Here is a 25,053-nt window from a genome sequence, read left to right on the forward strand (position 1 = left end):
TAGGATGTTTGGTAAAACTTTATAAAATTTCAAATCAAAATATACATATTGTTTCTTTATAAAGCAGCTAAAAACATACGTCGAAAAGTTGTAAGTTTAGTTTCATTAATTATTATGACCTTATAATTATTTTTGTAATTAGAGGTGGATTAAATGAGTAAAAAGAAAATTGTAATCTTAGGAGCAGGATATGCAGGTATATTAGCTGCACAAACTCTTGAGAAAAAATTAGATTTTGACAAAGCAGAGGTAACGTTAATAAATAAAAATGATTACCATTATTTAAAGACTGAATTACATCAGCCCGCAGCAGGGACATTTCCAATAGAAAAAACTAGAGTATTCATAAATGAGATTCTAGATAAAAATAAGACAGGGTTTATTCAGGATGAGATCATACAAATAAAAGCAGATAAACAAAAAATAGAATTAAAGAACAGTGAAATCGAGTATGACTACCTTGTTGTTTCTCTGGGCTCAGAAGCTGAAACTTTCAATATACCTGGTTTAAAAGAATATGCATTTGGTAAGTGGACTTTAAATGGAATTCAAAAGTTACACGGTCATATTGAAGAGAAAGTAAAAGGATATACTGAAACACAAAATCTTGCTGATTTAACATTTGTAGTTGGTGGTGCAGGATTTACCGGTATAGAATTTGTTAGTGAATTGGTGGATGCTTTACCTAAACTTTGTGAACAGTACGGAGTTGACTCTAACTTAGTAAAAATTGTTAATGCTGAAGCATCTCCAAGTATACTAGCTGGTTTCGATCCAGCGTTAATCGAATATGCGCAAAAATACTTAGAAGATAAAGGTGTAGCATTCCATATTGGGGTACCGATTAAAGAATGTAAAGAGGGAAGTGTTGTACTGGCGGATGATACAACCATACAAGCGGGAACTGTAGTATGGGCAGCTGGTGTAAGAGGGAATTGTGTGATTGATAAGTCGGGTATTGAAAGTGTTCGTGGCAGAGTACAAGTGGATGAAAATCTCAGAGCACCAGGTTATGAAAATATTTTCGTTGTAGGTGATTGCGCGGTTGTTATCAATAAGGAACAAAATCGTCCTTATCCACCTACTGCGCAAATAGCAATGCAAATGGGTGAATGTATTGGTAAAAATATAGCTTCTATGATTAATGGAAGAGGTGAGTCAGTATCATTTACTCCAGATATAAAAGGAACTGTAGCATCTCTTGGAAGAAAGAATGCGGTAGGTGTAGCGTTCGGCCATAAATTGAATGGTAAACCTGCTGTGATTATGAAAAAAGTAATTGATTTAAGATATTTATATATTATTGGCGGAGTGAAAATGGCGCTGAAAAAGGGTCGTTTCTGATGTATTAATAAAAGAAAAAACCAAGGCAAATCTTTTATGAATTTGCTTTGGTTTTTTCTTTTATACGTTATAATTCCCTCGAATTAGGGGGTGTTAAAATGCAATTGTTAAAAAGGTTTACTAATGAAAGAAGTGGTAGCATTTTTGAATATGTTATATTACTTTCATTGGTTGGCGTTGCGGCCGTACTCATATTCCCTCATTTAAGAGAATTTACTGTGGATACATTTAATACAAGTGTGGGAAATATAACGAATGGAATTAGTGGCGGAGGATTCTCTAATGATAAGCCAGGAAATAATAATGGATCGGGTACAGTAGAGAACAAATATAAATTTAAATTTGATGGAACAAATTACATACAATTAAATGATAAACTAATGGATTTTGGTGCTGGAAGTAGTGATTTTTCATTAGAAGGATGGTTCGAAATAAATGGAACCAAGAACCAAGATATTTTCGCTAAAAACGGTAGTAAGCCGAAGGAAAATCAATTAATATTGGGTGTTTTCAGAAACAGCTATCATATTTCGACGGGGTTTGCGGTAGAGTTTGAACATTACAATTCTAGTTTACCAGTAGTGCTTAATAAGAAAGTGCATCTTGCTTGGATCGTTGAAAAAGGCATATTTAGATTATATGAAAACGGGGTAAAAGTATGGGAAGAAGCTGTTGGACCTAGGGATACTTATACGAATGAAGCTGCTCCGACGTTAGGTATGGAAACAGACAATGGATTGTTAGTCCCGTCGGATTATTTTGTGGGCACTATGCACCAAGTACGACTATACAATAAATCTCTTACATCTACTGAAGTTCAAAATAATATGAATGGGAAGACTGTAAGAAATAACTTACAAGCAGAGTACTTATTTAATGATGGCCCGGGTAGAACAATAAAAGATTATAGTGGGAATAGCAATGATGCTTTTATTGTTGGAAATGAAAAGTGGGAACTAGAAAAATAAAAAAGAACATATTCTATCAATACATTATTATGGTTGGGAAGATTGTTTCAAAAGAACTAAAAATAACCGAAGTAATCCTTTAGTCGGATTACTTCGGTTATTGTTTATGTTAATCTCCATATACATCAGGGGTATATCTGTTTTTTCTTTATAAATTAAACGTTTTCCTTCGATGGTTGCTTGAGAAAAATATTTTCAGTTTATCAAATTTAGATAGCTTTTGATTTATTACTTCGGCCTGTTTGGTAAAATCTTTGATTTTTTCAAGTAAAGCCAAATATGCTGAATGAAAGTCTTCGTTATTATATTCTAGGTGTGTTCTTAAGATATAATCACAGGTATCTCCAATTTCTACATCTAAAAAGAATTCCTCAGGCCAAGCAGTTACTCTAATTGTATATATGCCCTTTGAAACCTTAAAAAACCAGCCTATATATGGATCGAACTCAAATCCTTCATTACTTAAAAAGTTTTCTTGTTCTTTTGTGAATGTGTCGCCAACATAAGTTGTTGTTTCGATTTCTTTAATGTTTAATGCTTTTTTTAATTCGCTCATTTTAACACCCCAATTTTTGAAAAGTTATGTAATGACTTTTGTTCTAATAAGATGGAGGATGTTTTGTTCAAATTTATTTTGTTTATTTCTAATTACGGCTAAATAGTTTTTTTAGTAATGTGAGTGATTTTAACTGTGTTTTTTCAGATTCTAGCTGTTTTATGAACGATTGAATATCATTAATCATTTTCATATATTCAGTTTTGAAGTCTCTGTCAATATGTGGATAACTATTACTATGTATACATTCGCCTGTATCGCCAAGTTCAACGCACCAATCGAAATCAATAGAAGTGGCGGTAACCCAAATGGTGTATTTACCTTTTTGGGTTTTATAATACCATCCTACGTTTTCATCTTCTTCGAATCCCTCATCTGTGAGGAATCCTTCTTCTTCAAAAGAAAATGGTTTCACGATTTCTGCATTTTTTTCGTCGATTTCCAACGCTTTCTTAATTAAACTCATATTATCACCTACTTATTTTAAGATTAAGTGCTGCTAACGGTTTCCAATCCCATAATTGATTTGATACAGTTCCGAATCGATCATCATCATCTGAGAAATTGTAAGCTACTAATACGGGGTACTCTTCTTTGTTAGGTTTCAAGTTAATATCCCCTTCAAACAGCAGTAATTCTTGCTCCCAATCCTCTATATCATCGTATTTTTCATTCATTAATTCAAAGGCTCCAAAGAACTGAATCCATTCATCAACTGTGTCGAATATGTTTTTCTTCTCAATTGAGTAAGCGGTTGTTTTTGTTTTTTTTACAAATGTCTCAATACATAGTAAGAGATACTCTTCATAATTATTTGCGATTTTATATTCTAAAATGTTTTCCATTGAATTTCATCCTTTCGAAGGTCATTTACTGAGTATAAAATACGGCATCGAGAAAGTGGAAAAAACAATATGTTTAATAATAAAAATGATTTATTTTCCTTCTACTTAATGGGGGTCTATATAATTGATATGGAAACCAATAGAAAGAAGTGAGAGAAATAGACAAGGATAAATTAGAGGTTATTAAAGAGAAATATAAGGAATTTGCAGCTTTCTTAGATGGAATTACTATTGAAGAAATAGAAAAAGAATATTCTAGAAGTGTTCTAAAAGAGTTTACTAATGAATTGTCGAATATAAAAGTAAGAAGTATTTCTTATGAAATATCAAAATTGATTCAGAAGAAGAAAGAGGAAGAGTATCCTGATTTATTAGGAATTCATCATTATCCAGTGTTAAAAGAAATTGATTTTTTACCTGAAGAAAAGAAGTTGGAGCTTGATGGCTTTTTAGCTAGGTTTAGGATAGGAAATTATTTAACTGGTTTAAGCAGGATTATGTTTAGTGAAGATCTAAAAAGATTTGAAGAATTTTTGATGGAAAAGAAAGTTGTTGAAGAAAAATTTTATGTTTGTTGTCCATTATGTAATAATGGATGGATTTCTAAGTTATTATCAAATGAAGAAAAAGTAAAGGTAGAAGCGTTAGTAAATGATAAAAAAAATAGGGATAAATTTGAAATGCTGGAAGAGTATCTTCAATACTATTGTTCTGGATGTGAAAATGAGCCGGATATCGAAAGAATGAATGTGGTGAGTTTCGGTAGAAAACTAAAGGTTATTCAAGAGCGCGATAAAAGCTTAGATAACGTGTAGAAAAATTAAAGAGACATTAAGGTCTCTTTTTTTGTTTTTTTTATGAACAAGCATACTTTTATGCAGTATAAACATAAAAAAACAAATGGAATAGGAGAATGAAAAATGAGCCAAACAATAAAGGTTAATGGAAGAATATCTGTAGCTATAGAGGTGGATAAACAACACTTTGAAAATGATGACCAAGGTGCGGTTGAAAAAGCAATTCTTGATGGGAATTTATTTGTAAATGATAGTGAAAATTATTTACCTGAGAATTGGAATTCTTTTAAAAATCCACAAGGAGAAGGAGATCTTGTTTTTGGCACTCCGTTAACATTTTTATTACCTCCAGGAATTATTAAAGAACGAATTGTTTCGGTAACTGCTGAATTAAAAGCAGCAGAAAGTAAAATAAATGGAAGTGATGATAGTTTGAAAAAAGAGATTAATATCCTTAGGGGAAGACTTCAAGAACTTGAATGGGTGAAAGGTTTCTTAGAAGGTAAAGAGATTAAGTAAAAATTACTAAAGCGATAGGACTTGTTTCTATCGTTTTTTCTTTTTTCTCAAAAACCGTTCACAAAAGGTATAAAGATAAAAATTGAAATGTGAAAAGGAAGAGGGAAAAAATAATGAACAAGAAACAGAGTTTTGTATATAGTTTAGATCATATCGATTTTAAGGTGGTTACTTCAAAGAAAGATGTTGTACAATTACTTCAATCGCACGATAAAGAATCATTTGTTTATTCATTTAAAACAGCTGCATTTAATTACGCATTAGCGAAAACGTATGGAGTAGGCGATATCGAGAAATTAAGATTGTTTTTCGAAGCAGGATTATTTCACGACACAGGAAAATTAGGTATGAGTTCTGACTTAATAAATTATCCTGGTGCTTATACTATGGAAATGTTAAACGAAATGAAAAAACATCCTCAGGGTGGAGCAGATATTCTTACTGAAATTAATGCTGAACGTGAATTAGTTGATACGGCGAAATATCATCATTGTAACTATGATGGAACAGGGTATGTAGGTGGTTTATATGGAGCAGAAATTCCATTAGTAGCACGTATTACTAGAATTTCTGATAGTGTAGATGCGTATCTAACAAAACGTTGTTATAAAGAAGGTGGTCCAGCAAATGAAGCACTTTCTGATTTAATGCAGTTTTCAGGTACAAGCTACGATCCGGAACTACTTCAATGCTTCTCTGTTATTCATAGTAGCATTATGGATGAGTGTCACAAATTCGGCGAAGACAGACCTTCTCAAGATATGTATATGCATTTCTTAATAGAATTATTTTTAAGTGATTTTAATATACAAAAAGTTGATGATGTCCTAAAATTGTTCTAGAAAAGTACTTTAATTCAAGTAAAATGATAATTAAAAACAAAAAGTGATGAACTTTAACAGTCGTCGCTTTTTTATTTTTTTTACCAGTATTCATTTTCGTGTGCTATAAATTTAAAAAATGGAATGTGTAAAGAAAGTGGGAAAACGAAAATGAAAGAACTAGTTAATGTTAGATTGAATGTAATGCTTAATGTAGACAAGGTAGTCCTAGAAGGGGATAAACAGAAAGCTATTCAAAATGCGTTCGATAGTGGTGAAGCATACCTATGTAATGCAAATCATTATATAGCAGAGTGCGGAAATGAAGTAGCAGTCTTACGAAGCTCAAAAGAAGATTTTGATTTTAATATGACACAAATGAGGTTGCTGCCTATTACAGTTGTTGAAAATAGAATAGCTGACCTTAAGAAGCAATATGATGAAAAATACTTACTAATTCATTCTCCTGATGTCCAACGAGATAATCCTGATCAGTTAGTTAATCAAGGTATTGAGTTAGGGAAAATTATAGCGAAATTGGAAGAAAACATTAAGTTAAAAAACTATATAAACCAGTGTAATTTTAATTAAACAGTAAAAGTGATGAACATTATTGATCATCGCTTTTTTTCTTATTTTCTCCTTATATCTGGTCTGTGTGTTATAAATATAAAAATCATAATCGAACAAGGAAGAGGTAATTAATAATGACTAAATATGTTGAATTAACAGCTAGAGTGGATGTAATAATTAAGGTAGAAAAAGAAGCTATTGTAAACGAAAATAAAGCAGCAGTAATTCAAAGTGCATTTGATAATGGAAAAGCATATGTAAGTAATGGTGATAATTATGTACCAAGTGATGCAATGAATGATATTCCAGAGTTAAAAGGTACTGATGATATCGAATTCGGTGTATCACCTATTCATATTCTGCCTCTATTCAAATTAAATGAACGAATTGAAGTGTTGCAGAAGGAACACGATGAAAAATATCCGAAAATTTGTAATCCGAATTCGGGGCTAGATCCAGATGAGTTTGATAAGCTGGATAGAGAAGTAGAAGCGATTGATGCGAAATTGGAAGAGTTAAAAAACATTCAGAACTTCTTAATGAAGGGTGAGTTTAAGTAAAATACCAAAAGCGACGAACACTAAATAATGTTCATCGCTTTTTTACTTATTATTGGGATTAAATTTTGTTTTAAAATTAGAATCGATTCCTTTTTTCTGTTTTTTTGAAACATCATAAGCGGTCTGAATAATATTCTCTCCGAATTTTTCTTTAAGTTTTTCAACAGCATTATTTAAAGGTTCTTTTTGCTCGACTTCAATTGCATCGGATTCGAAGCGGAATAAATCTAACTGTTTTACAGATTCTTTCTTGTCTATTACTTTAATTGCCGAGATACCTAGTAATCGAACACTGCTGCCGTTCCAGTGTTTTTTTAGTAACTGGACTGAGTAGTGTAAGATGTCTTTTGCGTCTTCTATAGTAGATGGAAGGGTAAGGCTTCGTGTGATTGTTTTGAAGTTACTATAACGTATTGTAATTTGTAAGGTTTGGCAAACCATCCGTTTGTTTTGAAGTCTTCTACTTACAGCATTAGCTAAACTGTCTAATACTTCTATTAAAGTATGTTCTTCGTCTGAATCTCTTTTTAAAGTGGTTGAGTGGCCAATGGATTTAAATTCAGAAGCAGCTTCAGGATCCACCACTCTATTATCGATACCGTTTGCCCAGCTTCTTAAGACAAGACCGTTTTTACCTAGATTGGACTGAATAAGTGCTTCATCAGAATTGGCTAAATCGCCTATTGTATCGATTCCTAACTCGTTTAATTTTTCTGCGGTCTTTGGACCACATCCCCATAAGTCTTTTACAGGCTTTGGCCAGAGCAATCCTTCTACATCTCTTAGTCTAATAACGGTTATCCCTAAAGGCTTTTTCATATCACTTGCCATTTTACTAAGTACTTTACAGGTAGAGATGCCAAGTGAAACAGGTATGCGAAACATTTCTAAAATGTCTTTCTGTATCTTCCTTGCTATTACTAATGGAGCACCTTGTTCCCAGCAATTTGTGATATCCATATAAGCTTCATCAATACTTGCTGGTTCTACTAATGGTGTAACATTAGCTAGATAGTTGAATATATTCGCTGATGTCTGTCTATATAAATCAAAACTAGGCGCTTTTGCTATTAAATCAGGGCATTTTTGCTGAGCTTTCCATATAGGCATTGTGGTGTAAATGCCATATTCTCTAGCAACATAATTTGCTGCGATGATCATACCGTTTCTTTTCAAATTACCTGCAACAACCACCGGTTTCCCTTCTAATTTGGGATCGTTTGCAATTTCACAACTGGCAAAATAGGAATTACAGTCTACGTGTAAAATAACACGACCATTTTTAGGGTAAAATTCTTTCATATATTTTCACATCCTTTTACGAAAGGTGCTTCTGAATAATATAATAGCGTAATTCACTAAGAATAAAAAATGATTTGAGAATAAAAAAGTGTAACCTCAAAAAGGTTACACTTGAATGTTATTGGAAATGAGAATCGAAAAGGGGGAGTAACTAGGTAGAATTGAGGGTTCGTTTATGCCGTATATACTTTTTGATTTTACCAAGTTATTTTTTGAACATAAAGATAGTGGTCAAAAGGAATAATATTATAATCAAAATTAATAGATATTTATATTTCTAGACTAAATCCTCCACTAGTATAAATTATTAATAAAATGTTCAAATTCAAGCAAATCCAGTACAATCTAAAAAAATGTGAAAGGAGGATGAACTATGAAAAAAATTTTAAGAATTAGATTTCTTTTATTAATTTTTTGTTTGTTTGCTACTGCAATTATTTTATACGCAGATAAAAAGGAAGAAAAATACTACAGTATTATGCTAAATGAAAAGGGTCAAAAGAGTAAGATCGAAAAAGTGAAAAAGTTGATAGAGAAGGAATATCAAATATACAATCTATTTCAAGGTAGAGAATATTTAACAATTGTAACTGATCAAAATATCGATTTAGTAAAGAGTAAGATTGGTAAGTATGGAAATATTGAAGAAATAAAAGAAGACAAAACAGTTAGCACAGTAGATATTTCTGGAGATTAGAAATGCTAAAAACCATAACGATTTATCGAAGGGTCGGGATTAAAAAAACAAATAAAAAGAACCTTATATATTTATAAGGTTCTTTTGCATTTTAATGAGTTTATTTCTTTTCAGATTCTTTCTTTTTTAAGGCTTCTTCAATTTCTAATGCGAAGTCTTCTTCAGTAATACCATATGTGATCCAAGTATTTCCGCTATCTGCTGAATGAAAAATAACACCATTAACTCTATAAATTCCTAAAATATAAGGATTCTCAGGCTCATATCCTAAAACTTGGCGCGGTGTTCCTAAGAATTCTGCATCTGGAAATAAGTCGTAAATAGTGTATTCAAGATGCGTGAAACTACCTGTTTTTTTGTAATCCTCTTTTAGTTCCTCAATAGTAGGGTATTTTGATTTTGTAGTTTCAGTAGTCTTAATTTGTTCATTAGTGTTTTCCATTTGTGTTATTCCTTTCGTTTTAGACTGTTTCTTTTTCAATGCTTCTTCAATTTCCTTAGTCGTTTTTTCATCAGTGCGGGCATAAGAAGTCCAAGTGTTGCCGGCATCAATGGATGTAATAAATTCACCATTTAGTCTGTATACACCCATTAAATAATAGTTTTCAGGTTCGTATCCTAAAACTTCAACGATATTACCTAAATACTCTGCTTCTGGAAAAACATCTGTTAACCCGTAGTCGTCGGAAGTGAAAGATCCTTCGCTTTTAAAAGCTTCTTTGAAAGCTTCAATAATTGGTTCAATTGTGTTTTCATTAGCATTGATTTGGTTAGTAGTGTTTGTCATATGTATCATCCTTTTCGTCGTTTTTAATATTGTATATAAAAAGAGAAAAATAGGTAAAAAATCTAAAAATATATAAAAGGGGAAAAATTATAAGGAAGATGTGTATCCACTAAATTTACCGATTCTATAGGGGATTTAAGTGAAAAAAGAACGGATAATATTACATTAGAATATTATCTCTATTGATTTTTTTATACGATTTATATTAATATAAAAAACATAGAAAATATAAATAAGGAGTGAGATAAATGACCATACTTCAAATGAAGAATTCATATATTGAATAGGTATCTCTTTCTACATTATTCAAAAGAAACAGATTAATTTTTATTTTGTAAAAGGAACTTAATTTGTTTGAATGTATTAGATGAATGTAGAAGAGAAAGGAGGCGACAATGATTACTCTTTTTGGTTATCCACTCGTAACAATTTATCTTTACACACTAATTGTTATCGGTGCAATTACCGTACTTTACGTCCTCTTTTCGGATATTCTGGATGCTGTTTTTGGTGGAATACACTTTATTAACCCGGCACTTATATTAGCTTTTATTACATTTTTCTCAGCTAGTGGTTACATATTAGAAAAAAACACATCTTTGAGTAGCGCAATAATTGCTGGTATGTCTACAGCTATCGCATTTATATTGGACTCTTTATTTAATGTATTTGTTTTAATTCCAATGTCTAAAGCCGAAGAATCAAATATGTATACAGATGAATCCTTAAAAGGGAAGATTGGTAAAGTACTAACACCAATTCCAGTTGATGGATTTGGTGAAGTTGTGATCGAAGGCAGTTTAGGTGTTATTTCAAGAGCGGCCAAAAGTGAAGATAACAAGGAAATCCTTGCTAACGCTAAAGTGATTGTGAAAGAAGCGAAACCGGGATTATTTGTTGTTGCTGTCGCAGAAGAAAAACATTTAGATATGAAATTGGAGGAAAAATAATGTCAATGTCCATATTAATTCCAATAGGTGTTGCAGCATTCGTATTAATAGCAATTATTGGTGTATTTATAACAAAATACCGTACTGTAGGACCAGATGAAGCGTTAATTGTAACTGGTAGTTATTTAGGCTCTAAAAGTGTACATACTGATCAGAATGGAAACAAAATCAAAATCATTCGTGGTGGCGGTTCATTTATTCTACCAGTATTACAACAAGCTGAACCTTTAAGTTTACTTTCTAGTAAATTAGAAATTTCAACTCCAGAAGTATACACTGAACAAGGTGTTCCAGTAATGGCTGATGGTGTTGCGATTATCAAAATCGGTGGTTCAATTGAAGAAGTTGCTACAGCTGCTGAGCAGTTCTTGGGTAAAAGTAAACAAGATCGTGAGAATGAAGCGAAAGAGGTACTTGAAGGTCACCTAAGAAGTATTTTAGGTACGATGACGGTTGAAGAAATTTATAAAAACCGTGATAAGTTCTCTCAGCAAGTTCAAGGTGTTGCATCTCAAGACTTAGCAAAAATGGGTCTTGTAGTCGTGTCATTCACGATTAAAGATGTTAAAGATAAAAATGGTTATTTAGATTCTTTAGGTAAACCTCGTATTGCTCAAGTAAGACGTGATGCGGATATCGCAATGGCTGAAGCAGATAAAGAAACACGTATTAAGCGTGCTGAAGCTGAAAAAGAGTCTAAAAAAGCAGAACTAGAACGACAAACTGAGGTTGCAGAAGCTGAAAAAGAAAAAGAACTAAAAGTAGCTGAATTCCGCCGTCAGCAAGATATCGCGAAAGCGACCGCTGACCAAGCTTATGAACTACAGTCTGCGAAATCTAAACAAGAAGTAAAAGAACAAGAAATGCAAGTTCAAATTATTGAACGTCAAAAGCAAATCGAGTTAGAAGAAAAAGAAATCGCCCGCCGTGAGAAACAATACGATGCGGAAGTTAAGAAAAAAGCAGATGCGGACCGTTATGCAGTAGAACAAGCTGCGGAAGCATCTAAGGTAAAAGTAATGAAACAAGCAGATGCGGATCAGTACCAAATTGAAGCGAAAGCGAAAGCAGAAGCTGAACAAGTACGTGTAGAAGGTCTTGCTAAAGCTGAGATTGTTTCAGCTCAAGGTAATGCAGAAGCAGAAGTTATTAAATCAAAAGGTATTGCAGAAGCTGAGAAAAACAAAGCACAAGGTACAGCAGAAGCAGAAGTTATTAGATTACAAGGTCTTGCAGAAGCGGAAGCGAAGCAAAAAATTGCGGAAGCGTTCGAAACGTATGGCGAAGCAGCTATTATGGATATGATTATTAAAATGATGCCTGAATATGCAAAACAAGTTGCTAGTCCACTGGCTAACATTGATAAGATCACTGTTGTTGATACAGGCGGTAGTGGTAAGAATGGTGGAGCAGGTAAAGTTGCTGGATATGCTACTGATCTGATGGCAACAATGCAAGAAACATTAAAAGAATCTTCTGGTATTGATTTAAAAGGTCTTTTAGAAGGTTTTGCTACAAGAGGTAACGGTTTACCAAATGTAAAACAAGATGAAAAGAAATAATTAGAAAACAATTATATTTATAAAAACAAAAACTTGTCTAATAATTAGATGAGTTTTTGTTTTTTTAGTGATTATAAAAAGAGGTGGCATAGTGAAAGAGATTGTTTGTTTTCTTTCAGAATATGGACTGGGATTCAAAAAATACAATACTATTAAGGATATTGAAAAAGCGTTCTATCACCGTTTGTGGGTTGTTAGAAGTGAAGAAAATGAAGAAGATATAACTATGTTAATTAATGAGTTTATCTTTGATTTAGGTGGAATATGGATTGATAACCCTAGTTTATTAGGAATTGAAGTAGTAGGGACCATAGATACAGATGATTTAAAGAAATTTTTTTCTAAAATTAGATTTGATTATCGAATAGTAGAAGAAGAGTTTTCGCCTTCATACATTCATTCTGGGGATTATGGTCTCATACCAGTAAATGAGCTGAAAGAGGAATATGGGAACCTCATTTATTACTTGTACCCGTTTTGGGAAATACAAGAATTATTTCTTAGTGAAGATTCGAAACAAAAAACATTTGCTGAAATAGTTTTTCGGGACTTAATGAAAAGAATAGTAGAATTGGAGATTAATATTCATTTTCGTAGTCTAATCAAAGGGATTGTTAGGGAGAAAAAAAGAAAGAAACTTTAGTTATTTTCCTTTAAAAGTTTATTGTAATGTTATTATGTTAACAAATATAGGATAAGAAAATGAATAAAAGGAGAGAATATTATGATGGAACAATTTGTTCAAGTATATGAAGAGGCGGGTTTTGTCACTAATAAGGAAATGACTAAGAAGGAAGTAATGGATGTAATCAAGTCTGCCCGACAAGACATTGTTAGGTATAAAGAAAAAGATGATACTATTTTAATGGAAAATATAATTTATGATCTTGGAGGACTTCAACTAAAATTCCCTGAGAAGTTAGGTTTATTAGAAGGAATAAAAGATGTAAAGACGCGAAAAAAAGCAAAGTTCTTATTTAAATGTATTATTGCAGAATTTGACTATCAATTAAGTGAATTTGTTCTAATTCTAAAACTAAGAGGTGAATTTAGGTCCTGGAGTATGAAACGATTAAATGAGGAATTTAAAAGTGTAATAGATTGTTATCTGTTGGATGAAAAAGAAGTAGGATCAGAGTATAAGTTGTTTTACGAAGAACACAAAATAAGTTGGACCATTAATAATGCGGTAAGAAAGAAATTGCAAGAAATTAATTTTTATGAACGAATTAGAGAGATTTCAAAGGAATTAATGCCTTGCGATAAAAAGAACACAAGTAAGTAATAAAAAAGCTGGCTATCTATTTTAGAAGTCGGCTTTTGTTTTTTTTCGTGATGGTTCTAAATGGTGGTAAACTGTCTTTGATATGAATGAGAGTAGGGATGAAATTGAAAGAGGAACTAATTAGAACATACACACCTATTTTACCGATAGGGAAAGGGCCTTGCTGTGACGAAGTTAGGGATGCATTGTTTGATATCTTAACTGATTATAATGAACGCTACAATCCTTCATATGTGTATTCTGATGAAGAAACTAAAGAGATAATAGAGCTTCTAATAAAAGATTTATCTATTACTACTTGGAGTAATGGAGATTTTGAGGTGTTTTCAGGATATAAAATAGTGGTACAAACAATACCTAAAGCAGAATTTGATAAATTACCTGAGTTTTATGGGTACTAAAATGAAAAATGTTACTAAGTGTTTAAAAAGAGCAGGGATGGTAACCAGAGCGCTTATGAAAGATAGTTATCTATTAGATCAATTTAAATATGAATGGGATAGGAAAGTTAATTCAGTTAATGAAAAACAAATGGAGATTATATTATTAAAGAAATATTTCTTTGAGCTTGAAAGTCTGTATTTAGAGGATTGGCAGATACTATTTCCTTGTCACACTCTTGATATGAATGAAAAAGAAGTGATTGATAGAGTATTTGACACAGCAAACATTTACTATGATTGGGAAAATGACGAAATGTCTTGCGAGGTTATTCTTTCTGAGGAATATTTGGCTATGGAGACAATGAATGAGATCGTTCGTTGTTTGTTCTCCTTATTTCCTGGATTAGAACTAACTTTAATGTTTCAAATTGATATGAAATTAAAAGATTTTATAATTGAATTAATCGAAACTAAAATAGAGAAAAAACTAAAAGAAATGAACCTCGTAAAAGAATTAAAGAAAACGCTTTTTGAAGAAGTGAAACAAAATATAAAAGAAGGTTAAAAAATGGAGAAAGTTAATCAGTTTTTAAAAGGAATGGGTATGGTACCTTTATCGAAGAAAAACGATGAAGATATAAAGAAGAGAATAATTAAAGATGTAGAATTGCTAATAGGGCCAAGGGATGAAGCGAAATTAAAATCGGATTTAGTTGAATATTATTTTTATGAAATTGGTAGCCTTAGATTAGAAGGTTGGGAGAAACAATTTTCTTTTTTGGGTTTGACAATAAGACAAAAAGAGATGTTGGGTGAAATATTTAATACCGGGTTGTACTACTATGATATGGTAGATGATACAATTTTTTGTGAGATTGATTTTCCAACGGTTGACTCAGCAGTAAGAACTATTCGAAAAAATATTGAAAGCTTTTATATCTTATTTCCCGGATTTGAATTAACCTATACCTTTCAAAGTGAAGACAGAAACGATATATCGTTAGTTCAAAAGTTAGAGGCAGAAATGAATAATATTCTACAAAAAAGAAGCTTTTTAGAAGATTTAAAGCAAGTGTTATATGAAGAAATTAATCTAAACTACCAGCAGGAAGCCTAAATAATAGACTTCCTTTTTTGTTTTTTCATATAACGTCTCTTTACACGTTATTATTAAGCTACAAAAACATAGAGGTGAAGTATGAAGGAAATAGCAGTGGCGTTTATAGAGAAGGGCATTAAATTAGTAACAAATGTTAGTGTGGAAGATCTAGATGAAATTAAGAATGCAGCAGATCTAAAGGTAAGGAAAAATATAATAAGTGTCGAACAAATTGAAATGGAGTTCGTAAAAGATTTTTTTGAGTTATCTTCAGGGGTATATTTCTTTGACCTTTCGAAGTACGTAAGTGTAAAAGATCTTGAACTTCTCTTAGATTTCCAATCTGTAATTAGTTCTGTTAATTTAGAATTTAAAGACGGTCAAATAGTTGGAAATGCTCTTGGTGCTCTTAATTATTATGTAAAATATTATACCGATGTTTTACGGTATATTGACACGACTTGGGAAGTGCGTTCTACATTTATGTCGGTAGATGAGGTAGAAATTATGTCTAGGTCAGTAGTAGGAAAATGGGCTACAGAGATTGCCGAAAAAGCAGAGTTAAGAAGTTTTATTGTTGGTTTTATGAAGTGAAACAATTCAAACAGGGATCCTTATTATTAGGGTCTTTTTTTATATGTAGGATATATTTTAGAAGTGATTTTAAATAATATTTTATTTTCATATATGCTTAGTAAAACTTTTTTCCAGTCCCTTATAAGTAAAATGTATGATTAGATTAAAAGATAAAAGGGAGAGAAAGAATGGACAAAGTGAATGAGAAATTATTAGAATTAGGAATGCATCTAAACTATGAAATTAATGATTCTGATTTTCGTAAATTTAAACGTGAATTTCTTATAGTACAATCTAAAGAAAACTTAAATGAAAGTGAAAGCAAAAAGGTGTTATTAAAAATGTTGTCGGATAAGTGTTTTGGTTTTTACATAAGTGATATTACAAAACATTACAAATTTCTTGGCGCAGAACTGAGAAAAGAAGTTCAAATGGTTATTGAGGATTTATCAGTGCAGTTTAATGGTACAGAATTTGAAACTGAAATTGACAATGTTGCATATGATCCAGAATATGTTTTAGTTCATTGTCAGAATGCTATAAGAAGAATAGAACCATCTTGGGAAGTTAGGGCTATTTTTATGACGCGGTTGCAGCAGCAAGTTGAAGTAATGAATGTGTTGAAAAAAGAAGTGCATCGAATAGTAGAGAAAGCAAATGTATTGGAACACTTATCTAGTGCATTATTAGCAGAAATGTAGAATGGGTAAGGAAGAAAGGTTGAGATTATGGGACAGGTTGAACTGTTGTATGAGAAAACGGGTATATATGCATTGGTGCCTCCGTATAAGGCGGATTTTGAGTATGTTGTAGAGATGCTGTTAAAAGAGGAACGTGTAATTGACTTTCGCAATAAGGAAACGAAAAAAATAATATTATCTGCATTTTGTAAGAAAGTAGAAGTTTTTTTTCTGAAAGGCTGGGAAAAGTTTTTTCCGGTAAGCGAAAATGAATCTGAAGAAACGAAAGCTTTAATTCAGGACCTTTTACACGCCGTGGATATTAAATATTCTTCTGATACAGGAGAACTCTTCTGTAAAACAAATGAAAGTTATATTGTATCAAGGAGTATCCATAATACGTATTTGGAACGAGATGATGTTTTAGAATTAATCATTCCTTCTTGGGGCGCGGTAAAGTACTTTATTGCAGAGCCCCTGAGAAAAGAATACATAACAAGCAATTTATCAAAAGAAGTATACAGGATTGTAAGTGAACAAGACTATATGCCAAGATTGTTGGAAGTGCTTATAAAAGTAATTGAGCCAATGTATGAAGAAAGAAAAGTGCGTATGCAGTACGGTCTATAAAGTAGCATATCTTTGGTTAGAGGGGAGAGGGAATGAAAAGATTTGCAAATGATATATTATTTATTTATAAGGGAGAAAAAATGGATAAATTCATTGATTTATTCGAAATAAGTGATTTTTATCCGAGAAGGGGACTAACAGTATTAGGCCTTAAAAGAATTGCTATGGAAATGGAAAGACAATTAAGAAACAATCATACTGTTATCAGTAATAATAATCCGGTGGAACTAGTGAGACTTTATAAACAGTTTAAAGTTCAAATGGAAGGTTTTTATCTGAGACATCCAGAAAAGTATTTAAACAGTATGAACCTATTGACGACCAGAGAAATAAATCTGATTGAAGGTATTTTTGATAGCTTTCCTGTCACTTACGTTGGTTCTCACGATAAAATGGTTGTTGGATGGAAACGAAAATTGAGTAGCAAAGATATTATTGATTTGTTTTTGAATCTAAATGAAGAGTTTGTTGAAATTAATTTTCCAACATATAGTTTCAGAAGTAATTTTCTTACTGATCAACAAAAGGTGACGGATATGCAGCAAAACTTTTTATCGTTAATTCAAAATGTATTAATTAAAACTAATTTTGAGAAGAAATACCAATGTATTGTGAGAGAAGTATTTGGAGATTTTGAAGAATCAATACCAGTAGATGATTCAGGTAAGAAATGTTTATATTGAACGGTAACAAGATGAATTTGGAATAATATTTTCGGGGTGTATGGTGGAGAAGATAAATGAAGTACTAAATAACTATGGGATTTGTTCAAAAAAGCCTTTAGGTAAAGAAATAGAAACAAAGGTGAGAAGAGCACTATTGCTTTATAGGGTTACTCCACCAGACAAACGAGTGGTACAAACAGTGGATCAGCGTAATTCTCAAATAGAAAACTGGCTAGTTAGTGAGGTAATTAATAGAGCCAAAGGGTTATATATTGAAGAAAAGTGTAGGTATTTCCCTGTGTATCAATTCGTGAATGATACAAACAAGGCGGCACTTAGAATGATAATAGACTCATTTGAGTTAAGGTATGATCAGGAGAATGAAAAGCTGTTCTTTCAATCTGTAATTAGCTATAAGCTTATCGATAAGCTTTCTGAAGCTAGAGAGATATGTATACCTATAATTGGGGGAATTATTCCATCATTAATATTGCGAGCGTCTTTTACAGAGGAAGATAGAATAGGGTTGCTATTTCAAGAGGAAGTTTCTAAGTATTTAGTTGGAATTCTACATAAAACTGCATTTCTTTATGAATTCAAAAGAAGTGTTATAGGTACTTTTGCTGTTAAAGACAAACAAACAAATAAATAATAAAGCAAAATCTACTGTAGATAATCCCTTAGGATGATCTTAATGTGACGTGAGTAGGGTGTGTGTGAAATGGATTATTTTTATGCAAAAACTCCTGATAGTAAACTATGGCTTTTAGGTGAAGATAATGTATCGGTTCGGAAAAGTATATACATATTGTTAGAGGTGTACGGTAAAGAGTTACTTGAGTTCCATCGTGAAGGGCAGTTACCGGAATCAGAGATAGAGAATGAATTGTTTGCGCCTGTAGTGCTCTGGAATTTGTTTAGGTACAAATATATAGGAGCATTCTCCAATTTCAGTGAAGTTCCAATGGTAAGTGAGGATGTTATGATAGAATATTTCGGTTGTAGCGGAGGGATAAGGACCAGGTATTACTTATAAAAAGCACAGCAATGTAATGCTGTGCTTTTTGCTTACCACCATTGTCCATAACTTCCATCGGAAAATCCGATGTCATAGGCATCTCTAAAATGCTTTGCTGCCTTAGTTGCCTTTTTGAAGTTGTCTTGGCTTGAAACCATACGCTCCATTATCTTATTTGAGTTATGCGGGGGCTTATAACAATAAAATATCCGGTGTAGATCAGAATGAACTGTTCTTACTTCGAAGTAAGAATCTCCCTTGGTATAGAATTTCATTTTATGAATCCTCCTCGTTGCTTATAATACAAATTTCTAACCAGTGCACTTCTCTTATTCCTGTTGTTCGTGTGCCTTTTTTAGTTTGTATGTCATCAAGCTTTGAATAGTATTTTCCTAGTTCATTAAAAAAATAGGTAAGTAATATTTCTTTTTCTTTTTGTTCTTTCATAAATAAGTGAGAAAACAAACAACACTTTTTGTTTTTCTTGTTAGGGTTCCATATACCAAAAAAATCTTCTAAATGTAGTGAGTTAGAAAACCCTGATTCGGGTGTTTTAGCTCCTTTATAGATATAAAAGTAAGATGTGTTGTTAATAACTAACTGTTTCTCAATGAATCTTACGATTTCTAAAACAATTTGTTTTTTAAATTTTTCTTTGTTTCGTATCCTGTGTTTTTTCTGAATAAATTCAAATGTTTTTCTTATCAATGAATGTAAAGAAAGGGGAGGTGGCTCGCCAGTTAAATGGTTCGGAAACAAATCATTTTGATATCTTACTTTGTTTTTCTTTGCTAATTGGCTTTTTACATCCAAACTTAACATCACTCCATACACTCGGTTTTGAAAAATATTGTAGCATTTCTAATCGAGTGATATGAAAAAAATAAAAGAAACAAATAACTTAAAATAGAAAAAACAGCAGAATGCACTGCTGTTTTTTCTATTCGTTGGTATATTACTTTAGTAATCAGTATAAACAGGTTTTCCATTCTCAAAATCCTCTTTTGCTCTAAGGAAAGCTCCGTATTCTTCGCAGAAGGGTATACACTCCTGTAGTCTAAGTTTTGTAGCCTCTTTTAGTATGCCGGCAGCTCGACGTATTTCACCCTTTTTTAATTCTTCTACAACACTGTCTGGGATTTGTATTACATATGGGTAAAAGTAGTTTTCATATGATTGCTTGAAATCCTCTTCAGTGGCTAGTCTGTAAAATTTCATTTCTATCATCCTATTCTTTAAAGCTATGTAATTTAGTATTTTTTTAGATTATAACGTAGAGTAATTTTGGAAGGGGAAACAATGTAGGCTGGTATAGTTATTTTCGATTGAAACCAATACCTGTGTTTAAGTTTTGATGTATGCTTGAAACGGGGCGAACTTTATTTTGTGCAGCCCAATTTCTTATAGATTGAATAACAGGCTTATTAATAACACTTAAAGGAGTTATTTTATTCTTTTCTTTTAAAATAAGTTCTAAGTTAATCTTATCTGTTCCAGTGTGTAAGAAGGATAATACACTCTCTTTTACAATTGCCTCTATTTCTGCTCCTGAATACCCGTCGGTCTCTTTAGCCATCGCTAGTAGTTCTTTATCACTAAACGTTAGGTTTCTGTTTTTCCAGTGTACACGGAAAATTTCAATGCGCTCTTCATAACTAGGTAGATCAACAAACCATATCTCGTCAAAACGGCCTTTACGTAAAAATTCCGGAGGGATTTGATCGATGTTATTTGCAGTGGCAGTGAGGAATATAGGTAATTCATTTTCTTGCATCCAGGTTAGAAAGTGTCCAAATAAGCGTTTAGTCACTTCGTGGGTATTTGAACCGTCTACTGAAAGAGACTTTTCTATTTCATCAATCCATAATACACAAGGTGCCATCTGCTCTGCTATTGCTAAAGCTCTTCGTAGATTTCCCTCTGATTCACCTAACCATCGACCGAATAGGCTCCCCATATCTAACCGAATTAGTGGGATCCCGAATTCATTAGCAATAACTTTCACAGCTAGTGACTTTCCACATCCTTGAACTCCTGTTAATAAAGCGCCTTTGGGGTATGAAAGGTTATACTTTTTCTTTACCTCTTCATTAAGTAGCAGTTTCCTTTTAGAGATCCAATTAAATAATTCATTAAACCCGCCGATATCTGATTTATTAATATCAGAATCTATGAAGTCTAGTGTTCCTTTTTTCTTGATGATTTGAACTTTTTCATTTTGAATATCTTTAACTGAAATATCCTTTTGTTGGTTCAAAAGGTAACTTTTTCGTATTGCTAGCATAGATTGAGATTCTGTTAACCCGACTAAAGATTGAGCTATATCGTCAATTTGTTCTTTATTTATTTTCAATTGTTTTGAATCAACAAAACTAGTACAAATATTGATTAATTCTTCACGGCTTGGATTATTAAAATTTATTATGTGGACTAAACTTTCTATTTCATTAGGGACGAATAGGGTTGGGGAGACGAAGATAATAGATTTTTTATATGTAGCATCGTCACTTGTGTATGGGGAGTAATTGATTTCCTCGGAAAACGGAAATAAAGATTCGTACACGAAGTCTTTAAGGGAACGAATAAGTGTTTCTTTTACCTTCAAATCACCAAATTCTAGTCTTTTGTTTGCATCCAAAAATAATTGAATACTATTTTCCTTTCTATCGATGATATGAGTTATGGATTGTTGGATTGTGATTGTAGATTGTACTTCTTTTCCATTTTGTTTTTTTACATTAACCCAGCTTTTTCCGGAACTTAGATTTTTGGCCTTTTTATTGAAATCCCAAGAAAGAAATTTATATGGCTCACCTGATTCGGCAATGAAATGTTCAATGGTTTCAATTACCGGTCTTTCATCATCAGAAACAATGTATATTAAGGGGTGATTGCCTTTTAAGGCATTCATTAAGTCCTGTTTACTTTTCGAAATTTGCATTATGTAACCTCCTTAGTATATAGAGGTAATTTACTTTGTTTTCGAGAATTTCCTTATACAGTGTGCTAAGAGTGGATGAGGTATAGAAGGATGTTTCTTTGTAATACTTCAAGTGTACAGAAAAAAACAACCATCAAAATAATGGCTGTTTTTAGAAATGATGCAAAACGTAAGTAAATATCATTCATCTTCCTTCAAGATTAAGTAGATGGAGTTGTTAATATACGCTTTTAATTCTGCAATTTTTTGAAGTATAAAAGAGTCATTAGGAGAAAAATTAATTCTTTTTTGACTGTATACACCTTCAAAGTTAATGACGCTTGTAGAATAGAGTTCAATTGTAATTTTGATCGTATGCGAATTATGGAACATTTCAATAGTCGTATTGAGAATGAATTCTAAATCCTGTTCTGATTTCACCTCTGAAACATAGTCCCAAAGTTTCATTGCTTTATTGCGAACATCGATTGGAACCTTAGAAATACTTATAGGTAGCTCTAATCTATATGAATCTGAATGAAGTTTTTTCCAAGGATTCATAATGGCACAATGGCCCAAAACTGGTTTCATATATTTTAATATGGTTTCGTTGCCCGTAATGAACAACTTTTCCATTACAAATGTGTGCATATTATTTCTCCTTAAGATGTACTAATCTATTACCTTGTGAATCCATTGTCATTTCTTGATGGGTCTGTATATATGCAGTTACTGGTGTACACAATAAAAAAAATCCTATAACTGCGGCAGCAATTGCTGTCGGATAATCTTTATTTCTATAATGTTCTATAGCTAATGTGAAACATAAATACAAAGATGCTATTAGTAATGAGATTAAAAAGATTGTTATGAATATTAATGTTAAATCAACTGTCATTGTTTTGAATACCTCTAATCGTTTCAGAAAGTAAATCTATAATAACACCTGTGGAAGTTGGAGTGAAAAAAACTAGCGGATGCGTGAATAAATTGTTGTTTTTTTATTTTTTTCTAAATTCTCCTGGTAATATATGAAAAACATTTAAACGAACATACAGTAGGGGAGAAAAAGAAATGAGAACAATACATATGTTATTTAATGAAGCTGGATTAGTACCATTTAAAGAAGTTAATAGAAAAATAATTAAAGCATTTAAAAAAACATATTTTGCAGGACTAATAGATATAAGATCTTATTTAGATGGGTATTACGGAAGAAAACATCTCACTTCAAGGTATTTTGATTTATGTGAGGGTTTTTATTTTCAGGGGTGGAATAAATTTATTAATGTAGATGGACTAAACTTAGAAGAGAAATATAAAATCGCAAGACTAATGAGTACGGTAACTATTCAGTATTTCAGTTTGTACAACGACTTTAAACTATTTCAGAATTTTAATCAGACAATAAGTTATGATGAGATAGAAGAATATGAAGATGTTTTATCAATTGTAATTCCAGAATGGGCAACGTATTCATCGTGTATGAGTAAATATGAAAAAGCTTGGAAAGTACAGGGGAAGATTGAAGAAAGAATTACCTTAATGCTAAAAAAATCAATTAGTGTATCGGAGATACATAATTCTATTGTAGAGGATATAGTAAATATTTAAAGCGACTGTTATGGTTGCTTTTTTTACTGTTAAAAAGACCGTGAAATTATTCAAGGTCTTTAAATTTTATAAAGATTTTATTGGGACTGAGATAGAAAAATTTAACGATCTATTAAATTACTTAGGTCTACTGCAAACATCACAGGTTCCGTTATTACAAACCCCGTAATGAGTTATCATAGGCTTTCCTTTATCCCACTCAACGATAGCACCCTCGTTATTTCTTCCACAACGCTTGCAATCATTATCTTTATGTATTTTTTCAAACTGTTGTTGCTCTTTAATTAACTTTGAAGTAACCTCTTTTCCGTATCTGAATAAACTCTCTTTTTCCCATTTGTATTGCTTTCTCATATCTAAAGCTCCCCATTCCTTTATTATGATGAAGAATAAATTTGATTAAACCGCATTTGAAATCTTCTGCAAATTCAGCCTGAATCTTACATATTTTAGTACATAATTATTTTTTTATTAGAAAAAACAAAATTTATATAGATATACAGCTTGAATAGTATAGAAAAACGATGAAAAATAAGAAAAAGATGCTGGGACAGTGGCGATGTAGTTTGTATATCGAGTGAGATTGTCGCAAATAAATTAACTATTTAATGTACAGGAGGATTGCCCGGAAACACTATGTATAGTAAGGTTCATCCCGATGTTTATACTATTCTGGGGAGGCCCTGTTAGTGGTTTTATATTACATAATAAAAATAAATATTGAAAATGCGATACGATTTCTTTATTATTTAAACATAGATAAAAAAATATATGAAAAAACATAAAAAACATTAAAAGAGTGCTAGAAACCCTTCGCGTGAACTTTAATCCGCTACTCTCAAAAGTACATTTTGATTTATATGAATTAAACTTCAATGGTAAATATGCGGAATAAGAAAAAGCACTAAAAGGAGAAGAATATGAATCAAGTAGAATTACTAGAGATGAATTCAAAACAACTAAAAGATAAGTTTAAAGAAATAGGATATTTTGCTTCAGAAGAAGTTGCTCTAGCGGTAAAAAACGCTCTAATTTTACATAAACCAATTTTAATAGAGGGACCACCAGGGGTCGGTAAAACTGAACTTGCTAAAGCACTTTCTACTATTCTTGATAAAGAAATGATTCGTTTGCAATGCACACCTGAAATTACTGAAAGAAAAGCTATTTATGAATTTGATTACGTTAAACAGTTGTTATTTATTCAAGCATTTAAAGAAGATTTGAATTCTGAATTAAGTGGAATGAGCTTGAAAGATAAAATTAGTGAATTGAATCAAAATAATCCGTTCTACTCTGAAGACTTTCTAATTAAAAGGCCACTTTTAAAAGCTTTTCAAAGTGAGACGGGATCGAAGGTACTTTTAATTGATGAAATTGATAAATCTGATGAGGAATTTGAATACAGTCTATTAGAACCTTTATCGGATTATACATTGTCTATACCTGAACTCGGTACAGTAGTGGCTAAAGAAAAACCGATAACAATTATTACATCGAATAGAAGAAGAAAAATTAGTGATACGCTTCTAAGAAGATGTTTATACCTATATGTTGGATATCCTACGTTAGAAGAAGAAGTTGAAATTATTGTTTCTAAAGTAAACATTGATCATAATTTAGCGATTAGAATTGTTGAAATGATTCAAAAAATCAGGGATGAAAAAAATCTTACACAATATCCATCTATCGCTGAAACAATTGAATGGGCTGAAATGATAAATATACAAATGACAGGGGAAACTGAGTTGCAAAAAATTATGGCGCAAAACATATTTATTGTTGCTAAAAATCCGTCTGATCGTGAAAAGATGTTGAAAGTACTAAAGGATAATAATTAAAGGGAGGTGAAGGGCGTAGTTTTTTCTGCGCCCTTTATTTAATGATTCAACTGGGCAAAAG

General features: G+C 31.9%; 35 protein-coding genes. 23 read left to right on the forward strand and 12 right to left on the reverse strand.

Going from position 1 to position 25,053, the window contains the following annotated elements; all coding sequences use genetic code 11:
• Positions 1–153 precede the first annotated feature (153 nt).
• Both VF726_RS15545 and VF726_RS15550 read left to right on the forward strand, forming a co-directional pair.
• Complete coding sequence (locus VF726_RS15545; RefSeq protein WP_440169755.1) at positions 154–1,344, forward strand: NAD(P)/FAD-dependent oxidoreductase; 1,191 nt, start codon at positions 154–156, stop codon at positions 1,342–1,344.
• A 98-nt stretch (positions 1,345–1,442) separates the two neighbouring features.
• A complete protein-coding gene (locus tag VF726_RS15550; RefSeq protein ID WP_440169757.1) occupies positions 1,443–2,312 on the forward strand; it encodes a LamG-like jellyroll fold domain-containing protein in 870 nt (289 codons plus the stop codon).
• Positions 2,313–2,460: 148 nt separating this feature from the next.
• Here the strand turns inward: VF726_RS15550 and VF726_RS15555 are convergent, their stop codons facing one another.
• From VF726_RS15555 to VF726_RS15565, 3 genes are all read right to left on the reverse strand, one after another.
• Positions 2,461–2,868: a hypothetical protein gene (locus VF726_RS15555; RefSeq protein ID WP_440169759.1), complete on the reverse strand. Its 408-nt coding sequence runs from the start codon at positions 2,866–2,868 to the stop codon at positions 2,461–2,463.
• An 88-nt stretch (positions 2,869–2,956) separates the two neighbouring features.
• Positions 2,957–3,334: a hypothetical protein gene (locus VF726_RS15560; protein WP_440169761.1), complete on the reverse strand. Its 378-nt coding sequence runs from the start codon at positions 3,332–3,334 to the stop codon at positions 2,957–2,959.
• A gap of 4 nt (positions 3,335–3,338) precedes the next feature.
• Entirely contained in the window at positions 3,339–3,713 is a 375-nt protein-coding gene (locus tag VF726_RS15565) for a hypothetical protein (RefSeq protein WP_440169764.1), read from the reverse strand.
• Positions 3,714–3,862: 149 nt separating this feature from the next.
• Between VF726_RS15565 and VF726_RS15570 the strand changes: the two genes are divergently transcribed.
• The 5 genes from VF726_RS15570 (at position 3,863) to VF726_RS15590 (ending at position 6,983) form a co-directional block, all read left to right on the forward strand.
• A complete protein-coding gene (locus VF726_RS15570) occupies positions 3,863–4,528 on the forward strand; it encodes a hypothetical protein (protein WP_440169767.1) in 666 nt (221 codons plus the stop codon).
• 105 nt (positions 4,529–4,633) lie between these two features.
• Positions 4,634–5,029, forward strand: a complete 396-nt coding sequence (locus VF726_RS15575) for a hypothetical protein (RefSeq protein ID WP_440169770.1) — start codon at positions 4,634–4,636, stop codon at positions 5,027–5,029.
• A gap of 113 nt (positions 5,030–5,142) precedes the next feature.
• The gene (locus VF726_RS15580) at positions 5,143–5,871 is read left to right on the forward strand and encodes an HD-GYP domain-containing protein (protein ID WP_440169773.1); all 729 of its coding nucleotides are present in this window, start codon (positions 5,143–5,145) and stop codon (positions 5,869–5,871) included.
• 150 nt (positions 5,872–6,021) lie between these two features.
• Positions 6,022–6,441, forward strand: a complete 420-nt coding sequence (locus VF726_RS15585) for a hypothetical protein (protein ID WP_440169776.1) — start codon at positions 6,022–6,024, stop codon at positions 6,439–6,441.
• 116 nt (positions 6,442–6,557) lie between these two features.
• Positions 6,558–6,983, forward strand: coding sequence for a hypothetical protein (locus tag VF726_RS15590; protein ID WP_440169778.1), 426 nt, complete (start codon positions 6,558–6,560; stop codon positions 6,981–6,983).
• A gap of 42 nt (positions 6,984–7,025) precedes the next feature.
• Here VF726_RS15590 and VF726_RS15595 read toward each other — a convergent pair whose 3' ends face one another.
• Positions 7,026–8,285: a DNA polymerase IV gene (locus tag VF726_RS15595; protein WP_440169781.1), complete on the reverse strand. Its 1,260-nt coding sequence runs from the start codon at positions 8,283–8,285 to the stop codon at positions 7,026–7,028.
• A gap of 373 nt (positions 8,286–8,658) precedes the next feature.
• On the opposite strand from VF726_RS15595, the gene VF726_RS15600 reads away from it, so the two are divergent.
• The gene (locus VF726_RS15600; protein WP_440169783.1) at positions 8,659–8,982 is read left to right on the forward strand and encodes a hypothetical protein; all 324 of its coding nucleotides are present in this window, start codon (positions 8,659–8,661) and stop codon (positions 8,980–8,982) included.
• A gap of 100 nt (positions 8,983–9,082) precedes the next feature.
• On the opposite strand, the gene VF726_RS15605 is transcribed toward VF726_RS15600, so the two are convergent.
• Positions 9,083–9,769: a hypothetical protein gene (locus tag VF726_RS15605; RefSeq protein WP_440169785.1), complete on the reverse strand. Its 687-nt coding sequence runs from the start codon at positions 9,767–9,769 to the stop codon at positions 9,083–9,085.
• A 395-nt stretch (positions 9,770–10,164) separates the two neighbouring features.
• Between VF726_RS15605 and VF726_RS15610 the strand changes: the two genes are divergently transcribed.
• The 13 genes from VF726_RS15610 to VF726_RS15670 all read left to right on the forward strand — a co-directional run bounded on the left by VF726_RS15610 (position 10,165) and on the right by VF726_RS15670 (position 18,635).
• Positions 10,165–10,719, forward strand: coding sequence for a hypothetical protein (locus VF726_RS15610; RefSeq protein WP_440169787.1), 555 nt, complete (start codon positions 10,165–10,167; stop codon positions 10,717–10,719).
• A complete protein-coding gene (locus VF726_RS15615; RefSeq protein ID WP_440169789.1) occupies positions 10,719–12,281 on the forward strand; it encodes an SPFH domain-containing protein in 1,563 nt (520 codons plus the stop codon). Before VF726_RS15610 ends, VF726_RS15615 begins: the two co-directional genes overlap by 1 nt.
• Before the next feature lie 91 nt (positions 12,282–12,372).
• Positions 12,373–12,924, forward strand: coding sequence for a hypothetical protein (locus VF726_RS15620; protein WP_440169791.1), 552 nt, complete (start codon positions 12,373–12,375; stop codon positions 12,922–12,924).
• Positions 12,925–13,005: 81 nt separating this feature from the next.
• A complete protein-coding gene (locus VF726_RS15625) occupies positions 13,006–13,566 on the forward strand; it encodes a hypothetical protein (protein ID WP_440169793.1) in 561 nt (186 codons plus the stop codon).
• A gap of 98 nt (positions 13,567–13,664) precedes the next feature.
• Complete coding sequence (locus tag VF726_RS15630) at positions 13,665–13,967, forward strand: hypothetical protein (protein ID WP_440169795.1); 303 nt, start codon at positions 13,665–13,667, stop codon at positions 13,965–13,967.
• Position 13,968: 1 nt separating this feature from the next.
• Positions 13,969–14,514, forward strand: a complete 546-nt coding sequence (locus VF726_RS15635; protein WP_440169798.1) for a hypothetical protein — start codon at positions 13,969–13,971, stop codon at positions 14,512–14,514.
• Between the two features lie 3 nt (positions 14,515–14,517).
• Complete coding sequence (locus tag VF726_RS15640; RefSeq protein ID WP_440169800.1) at positions 14,518–15,066, forward strand: hypothetical protein; 549 nt, start codon at positions 14,518–14,520, stop codon at positions 15,064–15,066.
• An 81-nt stretch (positions 15,067–15,147) separates the two neighbouring features.
• Positions 15,148–15,642, forward strand: a complete 495-nt coding sequence (locus tag VF726_RS15645) for a hypothetical protein (protein ID WP_440169802.1) — start codon at positions 15,148–15,150, stop codon at positions 15,640–15,642.
• Between the two features lie 170 nt (positions 15,643–15,812).
• Positions 15,813–16,325 (forward strand): hypothetical protein, encoded by a 513-nt coding sequence (locus tag VF726_RS15650; protein ID WP_440169804.1) that lies wholly within the window; start codon positions 15,813–15,815, stop codon positions 16,323–16,325.
• Between the two features lie 27 nt (positions 16,326–16,352).
• Positions 16,353–16,934: a hypothetical protein gene (locus tag VF726_RS15655; protein ID WP_440169806.1), complete on the forward strand. Its 582-nt coding sequence runs from the start codon at positions 16,353–16,355 to the stop codon at positions 16,932–16,934.
• Between the two features lie 32 nt (positions 16,935–16,966).
• Positions 16,967–17,617, forward strand: coding sequence for a hypothetical protein (locus tag VF726_RS15660; RefSeq protein ID WP_440169808.1), 651 nt, complete (start codon positions 16,967–16,969; stop codon positions 17,615–17,617).
• A 43-nt stretch (positions 17,618–17,660) separates the two neighbouring features.
• Positions 17,661–18,251 (forward strand): hypothetical protein, encoded by a 591-nt coding sequence (locus VF726_RS15665; protein WP_440169810.1) that lies wholly within the window; start codon positions 17,661–17,663, stop codon positions 18,249–18,251.
• A 69-nt stretch (positions 18,252–18,320) separates the two neighbouring features.
• Positions 18,321–18,635: a hypothetical protein gene (locus VF726_RS15670; RefSeq protein ID WP_440169812.1), complete on the forward strand. Its 315-nt coding sequence runs from the start codon at positions 18,321–18,323 to the stop codon at positions 18,633–18,635.
• Between the two features lie 32 nt (positions 18,636–18,667).
• On the opposite strand, the gene VF726_RS15675 is transcribed toward VF726_RS15670, so the two are convergent.
• The 6 genes from VF726_RS15675 to VF726_RS15700 all read right to left on the reverse strand — a co-directional run bounded on the left by VF726_RS15675 (position 18,668) and on the right by VF726_RS15700 (position 22,435).
• Positions 18,668–18,892, reverse strand: a complete 225-nt coding sequence (locus VF726_RS15675; RefSeq protein WP_440169813.1) for a hypothetical protein — start codon at positions 18,890–18,892, stop codon at positions 18,668–18,670.
• Between the two features lies 1 nt (position 18,893).
• Positions 18,894–19,430, reverse strand: coding sequence for a hypothetical protein (locus tag VF726_RS15680; protein WP_440169816.1), 537 nt, complete (start codon positions 19,428–19,430; stop codon positions 18,894–18,896).
• 147 nt (positions 19,431–19,577) lie between these two features.
• Complete coding sequence (locus tag VF726_RS15685; RefSeq protein ID WP_440169818.1) at positions 19,578–19,835, reverse strand: hypothetical protein; 258 nt, start codon at positions 19,833–19,835, stop codon at positions 19,578–19,580.
• A gap of 97 nt (positions 19,836–19,932) precedes the next feature.
• Positions 19,933–21,558: an AAA family ATPase gene (locus VF726_RS15690; RefSeq protein WP_440169820.1), complete on the reverse strand. Its 1,626-nt coding sequence runs from the start codon at positions 21,556–21,558 to the stop codon at positions 19,933–19,935.
• Between the two features lie 180 nt (positions 21,559–21,738).
• Complete coding sequence (locus VF726_RS15695) at positions 21,739–22,188, reverse strand: hypothetical protein (protein ID WP_440169822.1); 450 nt, start codon at positions 22,186–22,188, stop codon at positions 21,739–21,741.
• A gap of 1 nt (position 22,189) precedes the next feature.
• Positions 22,190–22,435: a hypothetical protein gene (locus tag VF726_RS15700; protein WP_440169824.1), complete on the reverse strand. Its 246-nt coding sequence runs from the start codon at positions 22,433–22,435 to the stop codon at positions 22,190–22,192.
• Positions 22,436–22,611: 176 nt separating this feature from the next.
• Between VF726_RS15700 and VF726_RS15705 the strand changes: the two genes are divergently transcribed.
• The gene (locus VF726_RS15705; RefSeq protein WP_440169826.1) at positions 22,612–23,151 is read left to right on the forward strand and encodes a hypothetical protein; all 540 of its coding nucleotides are present in this window, start codon (positions 22,612–22,614) and stop codon (positions 23,149–23,151) included.
• Positions 23,152–23,268: 117 nt separating this feature from the next.
• Here the strand turns inward: VF726_RS15705 and VF726_RS15710 are convergent, their stop codons facing one another.
• Positions 23,269–23,505, reverse strand: a complete 237-nt coding sequence (locus VF726_RS15710; protein WP_440169828.1) for a hypothetical protein — start codon at positions 23,503–23,505, stop codon at positions 23,269–23,271.
• Between the two features lie 566 nt (positions 23,506–24,071).
• On the opposite strand from VF726_RS15710, the gene VF726_RS15715 reads away from it, so the two are divergent.
• The gene (locus VF726_RS15715; RefSeq protein ID WP_440169831.1) at positions 24,072–24,992 is read left to right on the forward strand and encodes an AAA family ATPase; all 921 of its coding nucleotides are present in this window, start codon (positions 24,072–24,074) and stop codon (positions 24,990–24,992) included.
• Positions 24,993–25,053 lie beyond the last annotated feature (61 nt).

The sequence above is a fragment of the Bacillus sp. Brlt_9 genome (assembly GCF_051948935.1).
In the GTDB taxonomy this organism is placed as follows: domain Bacteria; phylum Bacillota; class Bacilli; order Bacillales; family Bacillaceae_G; genus Bacillus_A.

Excerpts from the sequence above, each read along its gene's own strand:
- VF726_RS15600 (WP_440169783.1), top strand. The coding sequence starts at position 8,659 with ATGAAAAAAATTTTAAGAATTAGATTTCTTTTATTAATTTTTTGTTTG.
- VF726_RS15610 (WP_440169787.1), top strand. The coding sequence starts at position 10,165 with ATGATTACTCTTTTTGGTTATCCACTCGTAACAATTTATCTTTACACA.
- VF726_RS15655 (WP_440169806.1), top strand. The coding sequence starts at position 16,353 with ATGGGACAGGTTGAACTGTTGTATGAGAAAACGGGTATATATGCATTG.
- VF726_RS15630 (WP_440169795.1), top strand. The coding sequence starts at position 13,665 with ATGAAATTGAAAGAGGAACTAATTAGAACATACACACCTATTTTACCG.
- VF726_RS15635 (WP_440169798.1), top strand. The coding sequence starts at position 13,969 with ATGAAAAATGTTACTAAGTGTTTAAAAAGAGCAGGGATGGTAACCAGA.
- VF726_RS15660 (WP_440169808.1), top strand. The coding sequence starts at position 16,967 with ATGAAAAGATTTGCAAATGATATATTATTTATTTATAAGGGAGAAAAA.
- VF726_RS15690 (WP_440169820.1), bottom strand. The coding sequence starts at position 21,558 with ATGCAAATTTCGAAAAGTAAACAGGACTTAATGAATGCCTTAAAAGGC.
- VF726_RS15590 (WP_440169778.1), top strand. The coding sequence starts at position 6,558 with ATGACTAAATATGTTGAATTAACAGCTAGAGTGGATGTAATAATTAAG.
- VF726_RS15560 (WP_440169761.1), bottom strand. The coding sequence starts at position 3,334 with ATGAGTTTAATTAAGAAAGCGTTGGAAATCGACGAAAAAAATGCAGAA.
- VF726_RS15640 (WP_440169800.1), top strand. The coding sequence starts at position 14,518 with ATGGAGAAAGTTAATCAGTTTTTAAAAGGAATGGGTATGGTACCTTTA.
- VF726_RS15675 (WP_440169813.1), bottom strand. The coding sequence starts at position 18,892 with ATGAAATTCTATACCAAGGGAGATTCTTACTTCGAAGTAAGAACAGTT.
- VF726_RS15545 (WP_440169755.1), top strand. The coding sequence starts at position 154 with ATGAGTAAAAAGAAAATTGTAATCTTAGGAGCAGGATATGCAGGTATA.
- VF726_RS15670 (WP_440169812.1), top strand. The coding sequence starts at position 18,321 with ATGGATTATTTTTATGCAAAAACTCCTGATAGTAAACTATGGCTTTTA.
- VF726_RS15685 (WP_440169818.1), bottom strand. The coding sequence starts at position 19,835 with ATGAAATTTTACAGACTAGCCACTGAAGAGGATTTCAAGCAATCATAT.
- VF726_RS15625 (WP_440169793.1), top strand. The coding sequence starts at position 13,006 with ATGATGGAACAATTTGTTCAAGTATATGAAGAGGCGGGTTTTGTCACT.
- VF726_RS15555 (WP_440169759.1), bottom strand. The coding sequence starts at position 2,868 with ATGAGCGAATTAAAAAAAGCATTAAACATTAAAGAAATCGAAACAACA.
- VF726_RS15585 (WP_440169776.1), top strand. The coding sequence starts at position 6,022 with ATGAAAGAACTAGTTAATGTTAGATTGAATGTAATGCTTAATGTAGAC.
- VF726_RS15645 (WP_440169802.1), top strand. The coding sequence starts at position 15,148 with ATGAAGGAAATAGCAGTGGCGTTTATAGAGAAGGGCATTAAATTAGTA.
- VF726_RS15695 (WP_440169822.1), bottom strand. The coding sequence starts at position 22,188 with ATGCACACATTTGTAATGGAAAAGTTGTTCATTACGGGCAACGAAACC.
- VF726_RS15650 (WP_440169804.1), top strand. The coding sequence starts at position 15,813 with ATGGACAAAGTGAATGAGAAATTATTAGAATTAGGAATGCATCTAAAC.
- VF726_RS15710 (WP_440169828.1), bottom strand. The coding sequence starts at position 23,505 with ATGAGAAAGCAATACAAATGGGAAAAAGAGAGTTTATTCAGATACGGA.
- VF726_RS15605 (WP_440169785.1), bottom strand. The coding sequence starts at position 9,769 with ATGACAAACACTACTAACCAAATCAATGCTAATGAAAACACAATTGAA.
- VF726_RS15700 (WP_440169824.1), bottom strand. The coding sequence starts at position 22,435 with ATGACAGTTGATTTAACATTAATATTCATAACAATCTTTTTAATCTCA.
- VF726_RS15565 (WP_440169764.1), bottom strand. The coding sequence starts at position 3,713 with ATGGAAAACATTTTAGAATATAAAATCGCAAATAATTATGAAGAGTAT.
- VF726_RS15550 (WP_440169757.1), top strand. The coding sequence starts at position 1,443 with ATGCAATTGTTAAAAAGGTTTACTAATGAAAGAAGTGGTAGCATTTTT.
- VF726_RS15615 (WP_440169789.1), top strand. The coding sequence starts at position 10,719 with ATGTCAATGTCCATATTAATTCCAATAGGTGTTGCAGCATTCGTATTA.
- VF726_RS15580 (WP_440169773.1), top strand. The coding sequence starts at position 5,143 with ATGAACAAGAAACAGAGTTTTGTATATAGTTTAGATCATATCGATTTT.
- VF726_RS15705 (WP_440169826.1), top strand. The coding sequence starts at position 22,612 with ATGAGAACAATACATATGTTATTTAATGAAGCTGGATTAGTACCATTT.
- VF726_RS15595 (WP_440169781.1), bottom strand. The coding sequence starts at position 8,285 with ATGAAAGAATTTTACCCTAAAAATGGTCGTGTTATTTTACACGTAGAC.
- VF726_RS15715 (WP_440169831.1), top strand. The coding sequence starts at position 24,072 with ATGAATCAAGTAGAATTACTAGAGATGAATTCAAAACAACTAAAAGAT.
- VF726_RS15575 (WP_440169770.1), top strand. The coding sequence starts at position 4,634 with ATGAGCCAAACAATAAAGGTTAATGGAAGAATATCTGTAGCTATAGAG.